The following is a 14,201-nucleotide window of genomic DNA, read 5'->3' on the forward strand; positions in this document are numbered from 1 at the left end:
GGACTATTCAACTAGCCTCAAAAACCCCATCTGTTGATTGGTTGCCAATCGATTTCATGAGCGTCACGATTTCATCAGGTAAGCCCACAATTCCTTCACTAAATCGAACGCTCAATTCAGGCACATACTTACTCATATCATCAGAACCATAGAATTTCATGGCCCAATTAGAAAAGCGCCTTGTTTTTAATGGCGCAACTTCTAACACCTGAATGTCCTTATGCCGATGATCCGTCACAATCGACCGCCATACATCAGCCAGATCCTTAGGATACCCTTCTAAGATTTGCCCAAAAATACCGGAATCATAGAAGAGAACGCCCGTTAACTCTGCTTCTGAATTTTTATGAACAGCATCATCTAATAAGTTCATTAAACTCAGCATACCCATATCATGAGTAGCTTGACTAACATAACTTAATTCAATTAATTGATCTTCTGGAAGTTGGCTGAAATTAATTGTGGTAGATAGAGTCGCCATATTTTTATAAAAATTAATAATTATTTTGATAGTAACAAATAAAAAATTATTAACCTTATGGTTAACTGACAACTTTTTTATAAATTCCTTTAAAACAACTCTTTAATATTTTCTATTGCCCATTGATGCAATTCTGGATTTTCATGTTGCTCGAGTTTTTCTTTTAATGTGGGGTGAAGTTGTATTGAGCCACCCCCTTCTTTAAAAGGAAAACCATCAATTTCTGAAATTTCATTGGCCAACGCTAACTCATGAATAATGTCCAAAAGTGTTTCTGCTTTTTGATAATAATTCCCGCTCATATTATTTTTTTTTTAAATTTATACAGTTAGTCCAATTTATACCATTTATAAAATGGAATCAAATAAAGTTAGAAAAAATAATAAAAAAGTTAATTAACGAAATTGGAGCAAAATATCGAGATGGACAGTAAGTTACAGACTTATATTAAGTATCTTAAGTATGAGTCGGAAATTAATGCCTTATATAGCCTTGATTCTTTTCAGATAAAAATTCTGAATGAGTTAATTTACGCCGAAGAAAAAGGTATTCAGCTGTGTGTATCAGACATCATGGCATTCAAACACATTGCCTCACCTGCCACGATTCACAGCGGCATTAAAAAGTTATTAGCTAAAGAGCTAATTAACTTTAGAACTGTCTCAGATACCAGAATTAAATATGTTGAATTAACTGCACTTGGTTTAGAACGCTTTAAGAATTTATCGAAAGCAGTCCCAAAAAGTTAATCTATTAAAATATTGGGCATGACCAATATAACGATTTATCACAACGCCAAATGTGGCACATCTAGAAACACCCTCTCCCTCATTCAAGAAGCTGGTTTTAAACCAAACGTTATTCTCTATTTAGAGAACCCGCCAAGTAAAGAAGAGTTATCTAGAATTATTCAAGCAAGTGGTGAAAGCGTTAGACACTTCCTTAGAGAAAGAGGCACCCCTTATCAAGAATTAGATCTTGGAAATCCAAAATGGTCCGATGAAGCCTTGATTGATTTTATGATCAAGTACCCCATCTTGATTAATCGTCCTATTGTGGTAACCGACAAAGGTGTGCGCTTGTGTCGCCCAGCTGAAGCAGCGCTTGATTTGCTCCCGTAAAAAAATACAGGCCTGCTTAGCAAAAAAGCCACCGCTTACTTTCTGGTGGCTTTTTTATTAACGAATTAGTTTTTATTTAACTAGCAGTACGGGCTGTTTTGCAGAAGATGTAATTTTTTGAGCAATAGAACCTAGCGCCAAATCCAATAAACCGCCTCTACCCTTAGACCCCATCACGATGAGGTCAAATTTTTCTTTGTTGGCAATAGCTAATATTTCTTTGGTGATATTACCTTGCTTGATGACCATATCATGCTTAACACCCGCATCATCAAAAACTTTTCTAGTGGCCTTTAATTCTTTCTCACTAATCTCTCGCAAGTAATCTTCCACAACATTTTTTGCGACAAAAGTTCTAACGTGACGCAGACTAACATCATCATGAACACTGATTAAAGTAACTGCGCATTTAGAACGCAAACTACTAACTAGCTTCACAACATACTTAGCAGCATTAACTGATGATTTAGATCCATCAACGGGCAACAAAATTTTCACAATGACTCCTGTTTATTTTAAGTAGCTATATTTGATAGCTTAACAGTTTTACAAGAAGGTCTTGCTAAAAATAAAAAGAAATAGCCACCTTTGGGCGTTTCTATATTTTTAGTTTTGAGAATTTTGAGGAGGGAAAGTGGTCGGAGTACAAGGATTCGAACCTTGGACCCCCTGGTCCCAAACCAGGTGCGCTACCAGACTGCGCCACACTCCGACTAAGACCGATATTGTAACCCAGCAAGGAGTCGATGGCAAATCTATCGGTTTAATTTAGATCAAATAAATAGCCTAAAAACCCTGAAAACCCCCTATTTACAAGCCACTACCACCTGATTTTTACGTTCCGCAGCCAATCTAGCCATCAGCTTAAAACGATCTTCTAAGCTATTTTGTATAAAGTACTGCAAGATAAACATGGGCACATGGGAGTCAGGCTCTAAAACACCCTGATATTTAATCGTGGTTCCAATGGCACTGTTACCAACATCAGAATCAGGACTTACCGACCACTTACCTGAGAATCTCTTGGAGTCACCTTTAATCTGCGTAAACTCAGTCCCAAGCAATGGATACTCGGTATATTCAATTAAGGTATGTAATTTTATTTTGACAAATAGAATTTGCTCTTCTGCCGAACGTTCCACCAATACTTTACCGCTTGGTTGCCTGACTGCTTTTGATTCGATAACGCCCGGTATTTTTACGGCCGCCTCGTAGTCGGTTAAATATTGATAAGCTTGGCACAAAGTTAAAGGAGCATGGTAACTGGCCGATATTAAAAAGGTGTCACCTTCACGCACCACGGAAGCTTGCACTCTATAAGCGTTATCAGCAGAATCACCCCAAGAAAGTGCGGGTAATAGCAGAAGAAAAATTATGATGAATTTATTCATAATTTATCTCATAAATTTGTGTCTATACAGGTATAACCGATGCAATTTTATGAGCCTGGTCTTTAGCCATATCAGCATGCTCTGCTTCAACCATCACTCTTAATAAAGGCTCCGTACCTGAGGCTCTAATTAAAACTCGCCCCGCACCATTTAACTCTTTCTCAGCCAACTTAACAGCGTTCTTCATACGCTCATCAGATTGCCACTCATACCCTTTTTGATAGCGAACATTAACCAATGTTTGAGGGAATAACTTAACTTTTTCCAACAACTGCTCAAGAGTTTTATTAGCTTGCTTCATGGCGGATAAGACTTGCAATGCAGCAACAATACCGTCTCCCGTTGTGTGCTTATCTAGGCAAATCAAATGACCAGAGCCTTCTCCACCCAAAACCCAACCCTTTTCTTTGAGCTGCTCAAGAACATAACGATCTCCTACTTTGGCTCGTTGGAACTCGATACCTTCAGCAAATAAAGCTTTTTCAACTGCCAAGTTGGTCATTAAAGTACCCACAACTCCCTGAACAGTCTCGCCAGCACGCTTTCTAGCCATAGCAATGAGATATAACAACTCATCGCCATTAAACAAGCGGCCAGAGCGATCAACCAATTGAAGTCGATCTGCATCACCATCTAAAGCAATACCAAGATCAGCACCTTCTTCTTTAACTTTCTCAATCAAAGCTTGAGGAGAAGTTGCTCCAACTTTGTCATTAATGTTTTTACCATTTGGATGTACGCCAATCGCAACGACCTCTGCACCCAACTCATGAAAAACATGGGGCGCAATGTGATACGCAGCACCATGTGCACAATCGACTACCACCTTTAAACCATGCAGATTTAAATGGTTAGGAAATGTGCTTTTACAAAATTCAATATATCTACCAGTAGCATCATCAAGGCGTTTAGCCTTACCCAAATGCGCTGAATCCACACAACTCATAGGCTCAGCTAATGCGGCCTCAATTTGCAATTCAACTGCATCATCCAGCTTGTCACCGTTGGCTGAGAAAAACTTGATACCGTTGTCATGATAAGGATTATGTGAAGCTGAAATAACAACACCCGCAGATAAGCGCAAGGCTCTTGTTAAATAAGCAATCGCTGGCGTAGGCATAGGTCCACACAACATAACATCTACACCAGCTGCGGAAAAACCTGCCTCTAAAGCAGCTTCTAATAGATAGCCAGAAACACGAGTATCTTTTCCGATAAGAACGGTTGGCTTACCATGGGCATCAGCACTCTTAGCTAAAACCTGTCCAGCCGCATAACCTAAGCGCATCACAAAATCGGGGACAATCGGAAACTTCCCAACCTCCCCACGAATACCATCTGTTCCAAAATATTGACGTGTCATATATATATTCTATAAGGAATCTTGTGTCGCCGACCAAATTTTTACAGCATCCATCGTCTCAGCCACATCATGCACCCGAACGATTTTGGCGCCCCGCTCAATCGCCATTAAAGCAGCGGCGACACTTGCAGTTATGCGGTGTTCTACATCACGCCCCGTCACCGCACCCAAGCTAGATTTTCTAGAAATACCAGCAACTACTGGCAACCCATGCTGACAAAATGTTTTGAAATGCGCCAACATAGCCATATTGTGCTGAACAGTTTTGCCAAATCCAAAACCAGGGTCGATAGCTAAGCGCTCGCGAGTAATACCTTCATCTTCTAGAGTGACGCAACGCTCCATTAAAAACCCATTCACCTCACTCACCACATCTTTGTAGTGTGGATCAAACTGCATCGTTTGAGGATCTTTTTGCATATGCATCAACATCACACCGCATGAACTTTTAGCAATCGCCTCAATAGCGTGAGGCTGCCTAAATGCCCAAATATCATTAATACAATCAATGCCTAATTCAACAGCCGCTTTCATCACTTTGGCTTTATAAGTGTCCAAAGAAATAGCCACAGGTGCATCTTTTAGCGCCTCAAGAATGGGCATCACGCGATCTAACTCTTCCTGCAATGAAAGTGGCTCAGAACCCGGACGACTCGACTCACCACCCACATCAATCATTTCGGCGCCCTGCGCCATCATTCTTTCAGCATGTCGCAAGGCCTCATCGCGACGAGTAAAACTTCCACCATCAGAAAATGAATCGGGCGTGAGGTTCAGAATCCCCATCACCACAGGCGCGGTTCTTTGGCTCCAGTCAAAAAGAAAACGCCCGCAGCTCCATGCCACGGGCGTTATTTGTTTCTCACTCATCAAGCTGCCGCCGGAGCGCCCCCTTCAGCAACTGCGGGAGCGCCACCTGATGGGCCACCGCTATTAGCTGATGGTGGATATTTAGGCGGACGTGGTGATTTACCTGCCATGATGTCATTCACCTGATCTGCATCAATAGTTTCCCACTCAAGCAAGGCCTTGACCATCACCTCAACCTTATCGCGATTCTCTTCCAAGATTTTCTTAGCAACCGCGTATTGACGATCCAAGATAGCGCGAATCTCAATATCTACTTTCTGTTGTGTAGCTTCAGATACTGACTTAGCTGTCATTGCGCCAAACATACCTGGCTGCTCTGAATCAACATAAACCATCGTACCCAACACTTCACTCATACCATAACGAGTCACCATGTCACGCGCCATTTTTGTGGCACGTTCAAAATCGTTCGATGCGCCAGTACTACTTGAATTCAAGAAAATCTCTTCAGCCAAGCGACCACCAAACAAAATAGAAATCTCTTCTAACATTTTGTCTTTGTACATATTCACACGATCATGCTCAGGCAACTGCCAAGTCACACCTAAAGCCCAGCCGCGCGGCATGATGCTTACCTTATGAACTGGATCAGCCTTTGGCAAAATCTTAGCCACTACAGCATGTCCCGACTCGTGATAAGCCGTATTACGGCGCTCTTCTTCACGCATCACAGCAGACTTACGCTCAGGCCCCATAAAGATCTTATCTTTAGCATCTTCAAAGTCTTGCATGTCAACAGTACGCTTATTACGACGGGCAGCGAACAATGCTGATTCATTCACCAAATTTGCTAAATCTGCACCTGAAAACCCTGGTGTACCGCGCGCCAAAACAGCCGCATCCACATCGCTATTAATAGGAACTTTGCGCATATGCACTTTAAGAATTTGTTCACGGCCACGAATATCAGGCAAGCCAACATGCACCTGACGGTCAAAACGACCCGGCCTTAATAAAGCCTTATCCAATACATCAGAACGGTTTGTAGCAGCAATCACAATCACACCGCTATTTGGTTCAAAACCATCCATCTCAACCAACATTTGATTTAAGGTTTGCTCGCGCTCATCATTGCCACCACCCATACCAGCTCCACGGTGACGTCCAACCGCATCAATCTCATCGATAAAGATGATGCAAGGCGCTTGCTTTTTAGCGTTCTCAAACATGTCGCGAACACGAGCAGCACCAACACCAACAAACATTTCAACGAAGTCAGATCCCGAAATAGAAAAGAACGGCACCTTAGCTTCACCAGCAATCGCTTTAGCCAATAAAGTTTTACCTGTACCTGGGGGACCCACTAAAAGAACACCTCGTGGGATATGCCCACCTAATTTTTGGAACTTCGTCGGATCTTTTAAGAAATCGACTAATTCAAAAACTTCTTCTTTAGCCTCATCACATCCAGCAACATCAGCGAATGTAATGGCATTTGTATTTTCATCAATTAAGCGAGCGCGTGATTTCCCAAATGAAAATGCTCCGCCCTTACCACCACCCTGCATTTGCTTCATCATCAAGAACCAGAAGCCAATAATTAATAAAGTGGGGCCCAAATAATACAAAGCAGACACCAACAAAGATTGCTCTTCCTCAGCTTTACCTGTTACCTGTACGCCATACTTCATCAAATCACCAACCATCCAGATATCACCAGGGCTAATAACTGAATACTTCTGTCCATCAGCAGGTGTTACTTGAATATTGCGCCCCTGAACATCAACTCTTTTGATTTTGCCGTTTTTGGCATCATCCATAAATTGAGAGTAAGTGATGCCCTCTTGAGCGCGAGGCTTATCGAATTGTTTGAAGACAGTAAATAGTATGAGTCCCACAACGAGCCACACACCAACCTTCTGTATCCAGTTATTGTTCACAAAGCCTCCTTAAGGCAGATATATCTACACACCATATGATTCTACTCCCTCCATTTTTCAAGTGCTTGACTAAAAAAGAAGGAATTCCCATATATTTCCTAAGGTTTTATAGGGTTTTTAATGCTTATTTAAGGTTTTTACCCAATAAAAAGGTCTCAGCAGACTTGTCGCGAGATGCCTTGGGCTTCCTAGGGGAAACTGTTTTGAAGACTTTTTTAAATGATTCAACAATTTGACTGTAACCACTTCCATGGAAACACTTGATTAACAGCGCTCCGTTAGGCTTTAAATGCGCTTGGGCAAACTCCAATGCCAAATCTGCCAAATGCCCCATACGCGCTGCATCAGCCGTAGCAACTCCAGAAAGGTTAGGCGCCATATCGGACATCACCAAATCCACTCGAGGCCCATTTGCAGGATCCCCTGGTAACAAAGCCTCGAAACGTCGTAAAACCTCTTCTTCTCTAAAATCGCCCTGTAAAAACGTCACATCTGCAATATCTTCCATGGGCAGAATATCAATCGCAACAATGGTTCCATAAGGCTTACCATCTGGGATATTAGGGTTCTTCTTCCCAAACTCCACCAATTTATTACGTGCATACTGAGACCAACTTCCCGGCGTGCTACCCAAATCGACAATCACCATGCCAGGACCAATCAAGTGATCCTGCTCATCAATTTCCTTGAGCTTATACGCTGCACGGGCACGATAACCCTCCCTTTGCGCCATTTTGACGTAAGGGTCATTCAAGTGATCGTTCAACCAGTCTTTATTAAATTTATTCTTTGCCACAACTATTTATTTCCACTTATGAACTGCATTTTTTGGCAGTTTTAGTAATTAATTTCACTAATCTCGTATTTTCCGCTGTTTTTATCTCGTCCACATGAAAAGTTGCCCACGGAATCGCTTATCATGTAGAACTTCCAAAGAAATTCCTATGCCAATACTTGAATTATCCTCTGCCGAACGTTCGGCACACCGCTCCGACGCACACGCGTTAAAACCAATCGTCTTAATTGGTGCCGATGGCCTAACTCCAGCCGTCACCAAGGAAGTTAATAATGCGCTTAACTCACATGGTCTCATTAAAGTGCGCGTATTTGGCGATGACCGTGAAACACGCGTAGCGATTTACGACCAATTGTGCGATGAACTTAACGCAGCCCCGATTCAACACATTGGAAAACTATTAGTTCTTTATCGCCCTAAAGTAGAAAAAGAACAGTCAGACAAACGTCGTAGCAAGCATGGCGCCCCAAAGACTGTGATGGTTAAAAAATTCACTCGCAATCCACAACGCAGACCTAAACCTGTTGCTACAACTGTTTTAGGCAACCAACGTGTTGCAGCCGGTGGACAAGTGAAGCGTTCAAAACCACGTCAAACAAGTGTTAAAAAACGCCAACTTGGCAATTAAAGCTCACAGCTCTATTTATTTTTACCTATTTAGTCGGCCTTAACTAGATCGACAGATTTAGTTAAGCGCCACATCAATACCAAACCCAATAAAGTTTGGATTAAATATAAAACACTCGAAACACCATGAAGCCTGCCAAACGATGCGGCTAATGGTGAAAGCATGACAGGAAAACCTTGAGCAAGCGCCTCTTCTCTCATAGCATTCATCATGGGCTGCAGAATAAAAGCAACAATAGCAGCACCAATCAACATCGCCAACAAATACCAGCGAACCTGCTTGTAATGTACCAATCCTCGCTTAACTAACAAATTAGCAAAGACAATCAAAGCAACCCCTAAGACCAAGCTAATAGTTCCCTCAATACGGAATAACTGGCCAGCAATCATTCCAGCAACCTGAGTGTCGTGTAATGTTGCAAAAAGAACCGGGGCCACCACATAACCAATCGTTACGAGACTACCCAACCAAAGCGCAAAAATATATACAAACACTCTTTGAGCCGTGGTGTGCATAGCCATCAATTAAATGTAGTTGACGTTAAGAATCTCAACTTCTCGGTTACCACCTGGGGCATTGAACGTAGCAACATCACCCTCCTCTTTACCGATAAGAGCCCTTGCGATAGGTGAACTAATAGAAATTTTCCCGCTATCTAAATCAGCTTCGTCATCACCCACGATTTGATAAATAGCTTTCTTACCATTTTCTAAATCTTCAAGTTCGACTGTCGCACCAAAAACGATACGCCCTTCAACATCTAAATCACTAGGGTCAATAATTTGAGCGGCAGATAATTTACCTTCCAACTCTTGAATACGCCCCTCAATAAACGCCTGCTTTTCTTTAGCGGCATCATATTCAGCATTTTCAGATAAGTCGCCTTGCGCACGAGCTTCCGCAATTGCATTAATTACAGATGGTCGCTCCACATGTTTTAAGTTATGCAACTCTTCTTTCAAAAGCTCTGCGCCACGTTTTGTAATTGGAATCGTACTCATATCTACTTCAAACTTTCTTAACTAATCATTAGCCAACTATCCATACATCTCTTAAAGAGAAGTATGGAGACCTTGCAAGTCATAAACTTCCAATTGGTCAATTGCTTTAATACCAGCAACAGCTGCTTTTGCACCACTAATCGTTGTGTAATACGTTACACGATTCGCCTGTGCGGTTGTACGAATAGATCTTGAGTCAGCAATTGCTGTTCTTGTTTCATCAACAGTTGTAAATACCAACTCAATTTCGCCATTCTTAATCATGTCCACAATATGCGGGCGACCATCTTTAACTTTGTTAACACGCTTGACAGGAACCCCAGCAGCTTCAATAGCCGCCGCTGTACCCTGCGTAGCAACAATCGAATAACCCATACCATGCAACATTTGAGCAACTTCAACAGCCTTTACCTTATCGCTATCTTTGACAGTTAAAAGCACCGTGCCAGATTTAGGTAAAGTTGTACTAGCTGCTAACTGCGACTTGAATAAGGCCTCACCAAACGTCTTGCCAACCCCCATCACCTCACCAGTCGAACGCATCTCTGGTCCTAAGATTGGGTCTACACCTGGAAATTTGTTGAATGGGAATACGGCTTCTTTCACAGAGAAATATGGAGGGATAACCTCTTCTCCAATACCCTGCTCGTCCAAACTTTCACCAGCCATACAACGTGCTGCAATTTTCGCTAATTGCAAACCAGTTGCTTTAGATACATACGGCACCGTTCTAGATGCGCGCGGATTCACTTCCAAAACATATACGATGTCTTTGCCATCAACTTGTTGAATCGCAAACTGTACGTTCATCAAACCAACCACGTTAAGACCCTTGGCCATCGCAGCAGTTTGACGGCGCATCTCATCAACTGTTTCTTTGGATAATGAATATGGCGGTAATGAACATGCTGAATCACCTGAGTGAACGCCAGCCTGCTCGATGTGTTCCATCACGCCGCCAATAAAGACTCTCTTACCATCCGAAATACAGTCCACATCACACTCAATCGCATCATTCAAGAAACGATCTAGCAATACTGGTGAATCATGAGAAACCTTGACCGCTTCACGCATATAACGCTCAAGATCACGGCCGTCATGAACAATCTCCATCGCTCGACCGCCCAATACATAAGATGGACGAACCACCAATGGATAACCAATCTCATCCGCTAAAGCCAATGCCTCAGTCTCAGTGCGAGCAGTCCTATTAGGTGGCTGACGCAAACCTAAATCTTGCAATAACTTCTGGAAGCGCTCACGATCTTCTGCAGCATCGATCATATCTGGGCTTGTGCCAATAATTGGCACACCATTAGCCTCCAAATCCAAAGCCAATTTCAAAGGCGTTTGCCCACCGTATTGAACAATCACACCCTTCGGTTTCTCAATAGCCACGATCTCCAATACGTCTTCAAGCGTTAATGGCTCGAAATACAAACGGTCAGAAGTGTCATAGTCAGTAGAAACCGTTTCAGGATTACAGTTCACCATGATAGTTTCATATCCGTCCTCACGCATAGCTAAGGCAGCATGCACGCAACAGTAATCAAACTCGATACCCTGACCAATACGATTCGGGCCACCGCCCAAAACCATGATTTTCTCTTTATTAGTCGGTGCTGCCTCACACTCACCATGCTCAGCTTCATAGCATGAATACATATAAGCAGTATTTGTGGAGAACTCTGCAGCGCAAGTATCAACACGCTTGTAAACAGGTCTTACTTTTAACGCATGACGGGTTTCACGAACAGACTTGGCATCCGTCTTTAATAATTTAGCTAAGCGGCGATCTGAAAATCCTTTTTGCTTAACAAAGCGCAATTCTTCCGCGCTTAAATCTTTTAACTGACGAACTTGTAGTTTTTTCTCAATTTCTATTAATTCAGAAATTTGAGTCAAGAACCAAGGATCAATAGCCGTATTAAGGAAGGCATCTTCCTTTGTCATTCCCATACGGAAAGCATCGCCCAAATACCAAATGCGATCAGGGCCAGGCTCACGAATCTCCTGAGTAATCTCATCAAGGTCTGTTGATTTCTCATCTAGCCCATCAACACCAACCTCCAAACCACGCAATGCTTTTTGGAAAGACTCTTGGAATGTGCGACCAATCGCCATCACCTCACCCACAGATTTCATTTGCGTTGTCAAACGCTTATCAGCTGCGGGGAACTTTTCAAATGCAAAACGCGGTATTTTTGTTACAACATAATCAATTGATGGCTCAAATGACGCTGGCGTTTTACCGCCAGTAATGTCATTTTGCAATTCATCCAAAGTAAACCCAACCGCTAACTTAGCAGCAATTTTTGCAATTGGGAAACCTGTTGCTTTAGATGCCAAGGCAGAAGAACGAGATACGCGAGGATTCATCTCGATCACGATCATGCGACCGTCTTTTGGATTAATTGAGAACTGAACGTTTGAACCACCTGTATCAACGCCAATTTCACGTAACACTGCTAGAGAAGCATTACGTAAAATTTGATATTCGCGATCAGTTAGAGTTTGAGCAGGCGCAACCGTAATAGAGTCACCTGTATGAACACCCATTGGATCTAAGTTTTCAATAGAACAAACGATGATGCAATTGTCCTTGCGGTCACGCACCACTTCCATCTCATACTCTTTCCAACCCAAGAGCGATTCTTCAATCAATAACTCACGCGTCGGGGATAAATCCAAGCCACGCTTACAAATCTCTTCAAATTCTTCACGGTTATAAGCGATACCGCCGCCAGAACCACCCATCGTAAACGATGGGCGAATAATGACTGGGTAACCAGCGCCACCTGTTTCAGCGGCAATTTGTTGTTGAACAGCATGAGCATCTTCCATCGAGTGAGCAATGCCTGACTTAGCAGAACCCAAACCAATTTTCGTCATAGCCTCTTTGAACTTTTGACGATCCTCAGCTTTATCAATAGCTTCAGGAGACGCTCCAATTAACTCACAACCATATTTCTTTAAAACACCATGGCGATGCAAATCTAATGCGCAATTCAAGGCAGTTTGCCCACCCATCGTTGGCAAGATAGCATCAGGCTTTTCTTTAGCGATGATGCGCTCAACCACTTCCCATGTGATCGGCTCAATGTATGTCACATCAGCCATCTCAGGATCTGTCATGATGGTCGCAGGATTGCTATTAACCAAAATAACTTTATAACCCTCTGATCGCAAAGCTTTACAAGCTTGAGCGCCTGAGTAATCGAATTCGCAGGCCTGTCCAATGACGATAGGACCCGCGCCAATAATTAAAATACTTTTTATGTCGGTACGCTTAGGCATTCGTCAATCTCACATCAATTTAATAAAGCGATCAAACAGGTAGGCAATATCATGCGGTCCTGGCGATGCCTCTGGGTGACCCTGGAAACAGAAGGCTGGCTTATCTGTCCAAGCCAAACCCTGCAATGAACCATCAAATAAAGACACATGGGTAGGTCTTACATTAGCTGGCAATGTTGTTGCATCCACAGCAAAGCCGTGGTTTTGAGAAGTAATCACCACGCGGCCATTATCTAAATCCTTAACAGGATGATTAGCACCGTGATGACCAAATTTCATTTTTAATGTTTTTGCGCCAGCAGCCAAGCCCATGATTTGATGGCCCAAACAAATACCAAAAGTTGGAATACCCTTATCAATGAATGTTTTAGCTGCTGCAATTGCGTAATCGCAAGGCTCCGGATCTCCAGGGCCATTCGATAAAAATACACCATCAGGATTCATTGCTAAAACTTCTGCAGCGGATGTTTTAGCTGGAACAACTGTTAAACGACAACCACGCTCGGACAACATCCTCAAAATATTGCGCTTTACACCAAAGTCATAAGCCACAACGTGCTTTAAAGGCTTATCTAGTTTTGTAAACCCTGGCTTACCATCATCAGAAGTTAAACCCCATTCCCCCTCAGTCCACTCGTAAACTTCGGAAGTGGTTACTACCTGAGCAAGATCCAACCCAGCCATACCAGGAAAGCTCTTAGCTGCCGCTAAAGCTTTCTCACGAATACTTTCAATAGAGTCACCCACCTTACCAGCAACAATCGCTCCCGGTTGAGCACCTTTATCACGCAAAATGCGCGTCAATTTTCTTGTATCAATGCCAGAAATACCAACCACACCCTCACCAGCCAAATAATCGCTCAGCGTTTTTTCGCTACGGAAATTGGACGCAATTGAAGACAGGTCCTTGATGATCAAACCAGCCGCGTGAATCTTAGTAGACTCACAATCCTGCTGATTAACACCAACATTACCGATATGGGGGTAAGTTAAGGTAACCAACTGACGTGAATAGCTTGGATCCGTGAGAATCTCTTGGTATCCAGTTATCGCAGTATTAAAAACAACCTCACCGGCAGATTGGCCAGGCGCACCAATGCTATAACCCGTAAAAAGGGTTCCATCGGCAAGGGCCAAGACTGCTGGGGGTAAAGAAAGAATTAACGGTGGCAGCAAAGGTATCTCCAATGCCCTACTGCCATCCGACACACCCTTCATCCGGAAAAGACACCTCCGGTCTGGGAATTTTCGGGAGGTATATGTGTCTTTAAGCGCTAGGGCGGTATCTAATAACGTAACTGAAGAATTATACCTTATCGAGCATTTTTACTCAGGAATTACCCTAAATTGACCAATGAAAAAGGGGAATAAAT

At 42.7% G+C, this 14,201-nt stretch carries 14 protein-coding genes, 1 tRNA gene and 1 pseudogene; 3 read left to right on the forward strand and 13 right to left on the reverse strand.

Annotation, left to right across the window (positions count from 1 at the left end; all coding sequences use genetic code 11):
• Positions 1–7 precede the first annotated feature (7 nt).
• A complete protein-coding gene (locus tag ICV01_RS06360) occupies positions 8–481 on the reverse strand; it encodes a BLUF domain-containing protein (protein ID WP_215286711.1) in 474 nt (157 codons plus the stop codon).
• 89 nt (positions 482–570) lie between these two features.
• Entirely contained in the window at positions 571–783 is a 213-nt protein-coding gene (locus ICV01_RS06365; protein ID WP_215286713.1) for a hypothetical protein, read from the reverse strand.
• Between the two features lie 120 nt (positions 784–903).
• Between ICV01_RS06365 and ICV01_RS06370 the strand changes: the two genes are divergently transcribed.
• On the forward strand, positions 904–1,230 hold the full coding sequence (locus tag ICV01_RS06370) for a hypothetical protein (protein WP_215286715.1): 327 nt from the start codon (positions 904–906) through the stop codon (positions 1,228–1,230).
• Positions 1,231–1,248: 18 nt separating this feature from the next.
• A pseudogene (gene arsC / locus ICV01_RS06375) lies at positions 1,249–1,599 on the forward strand (arsenate reductase (glutaredoxin)); the annotation flags it as partial.
• Between the two features lie 75 nt (positions 1,600–1,674).
• Here arsC and ICV01_RS06380 read toward each other — a convergent pair.
• From ICV01_RS06380 to ICV01_RS06410, 7 genes are all read right to left on the reverse strand, one after another.
• On the reverse strand, positions 1,675–2,100 hold the full coding sequence (locus ICV01_RS06380; protein WP_215286719.1) for a universal stress protein: 426 nt from the start codon (positions 2,098–2,100) through the stop codon (positions 1,675–1,677).
• A 137-nt stretch (positions 2,101–2,237) separates the two neighbouring features.
• A tRNA-Pro gene (locus ICV01_RS06385) sits at positions 2,238–2,314 on the reverse strand.
• A 94-nt stretch (positions 2,315–2,408) separates the two neighbouring features.
• Positions 2,409–2,993, reverse strand: a complete 585-nt coding sequence (locus ICV01_RS06390; protein WP_215286721.1) for an SRPBCC family protein — start codon at positions 2,991–2,993, stop codon at positions 2,409–2,411.
• Positions 2,994–3,015: 22 nt separating this feature from the next.
• On the reverse strand, positions 3,016–4,356 hold the full coding sequence (gene glmM / locus ICV01_RS06395; RefSeq protein ID WP_215286723.1) for a phosphoglucosamine mutase: 1,341 nt from the start codon (positions 4,354–4,356) through the stop codon (positions 3,016–3,018).
• A gap of 9 nt (positions 4,357–4,365) precedes the next feature.
• Positions 4,366–5,226: a dihydropteroate synthase gene (gene folP / locus ICV01_RS06400; RefSeq protein ID WP_215286725.1), complete on the reverse strand. Its 861-nt coding sequence runs from the start codon at positions 5,224–5,226 to the stop codon at positions 4,366–4,368.
• Positions 5,226–7,106, reverse strand: a complete 1,881-nt coding sequence (ftsH, locus tag ICV01_RS06405; RefSeq protein ID WP_215286727.1) for an ATP-dependent zinc metalloprotease FtsH — start codon at positions 7,104–7,106, stop codon at positions 5,226–5,228. The genes folP and ftsH overlap by 1 nt, the downstream gene beginning before the upstream one ends.
• 124 nt (positions 7,107–7,230) lie before the next feature.
• The gene (locus ICV01_RS06410; RefSeq protein ID WP_215286728.1) at positions 7,231–7,902 is read right to left on the reverse strand and encodes an RlmE family RNA methyltransferase; all 672 of its coding nucleotides are present in this window, start codon (positions 7,900–7,902) and stop codon (positions 7,231–7,233) included.
• 148 nt (positions 7,903–8,050) lie between these two features.
• On the opposite strand from ICV01_RS06410, the gene ICV01_RS06415 reads away from it, so the two are divergent.
• Positions 8,051–8,530, forward strand: coding sequence for a YhbY family RNA-binding protein (locus ICV01_RS06415; protein WP_215286729.1), 480 nt, complete (start codon positions 8,051–8,053; stop codon positions 8,528–8,530).
• Positions 8,531–8,559: 29 nt separating this feature from the next.
• On the opposite strand, the gene ICV01_RS06420 is transcribed toward ICV01_RS06415, so the two are convergent.
• Genes ICV01_RS06420 through carA form a run of 4 tightly spaced genes read right to left on the reverse strand, consistent with a single transcriptional unit; the run spans position 8,560 to position 14,001 of the window.
• Positions 8,560–9,051, reverse strand: a complete 492-nt coding sequence (locus ICV01_RS06420; protein WP_251369328.1) for a DUF4149 domain-containing protein — start codon at positions 9,049–9,051, stop codon at positions 8,560–8,562.
• A 3-nt stretch (positions 9,052–9,054) separates the two neighbouring features.
• Complete coding sequence (gene greA / locus ICV01_RS06425) at positions 9,055–9,531, reverse strand: transcription elongation factor GreA (protein ID WP_215286730.1); 477 nt, start codon at positions 9,529–9,531, stop codon at positions 9,055–9,057.
• A gap of 51 nt (positions 9,532–9,582) precedes the next feature.
• The gene (gene carB, locus ICV01_RS06430; protein WP_215286731.1) at positions 9,583–12,828 is read right to left on the reverse strand and encodes a carbamoyl-phosphate synthase large subunit; all 3,246 of its coding nucleotides are present in this window, start codon (positions 12,826–12,828) and stop codon (positions 9,583–9,585) included.
• Positions 12,829–12,837: 9 nt separating this feature from the next.
• Positions 12,838–14,001 carry a glutamine-hydrolyzing carbamoyl-phosphate synthase small subunit gene (gene carA / locus ICV01_RS06435; protein ID WP_251369419.1) on the reverse strand — a complete coding sequence of 388 codons (1,164 nt, stop codon included), beginning with the start codon at positions 13,999–14,001 and terminating at the stop codon, positions 12,838–12,840.
• Positions 14,002–14,201: the final 200 nt, after the last annotated feature.

Source organism: Polynucleobacter sp. MWH-Spelu-300-X4, from assembly GCF_018687515.1.
Taxonomy (GTDB): domain Bacteria; phylum Pseudomonadota; class Gammaproteobacteria; order Burkholderiales; family Burkholderiaceae; genus Polynucleobacter.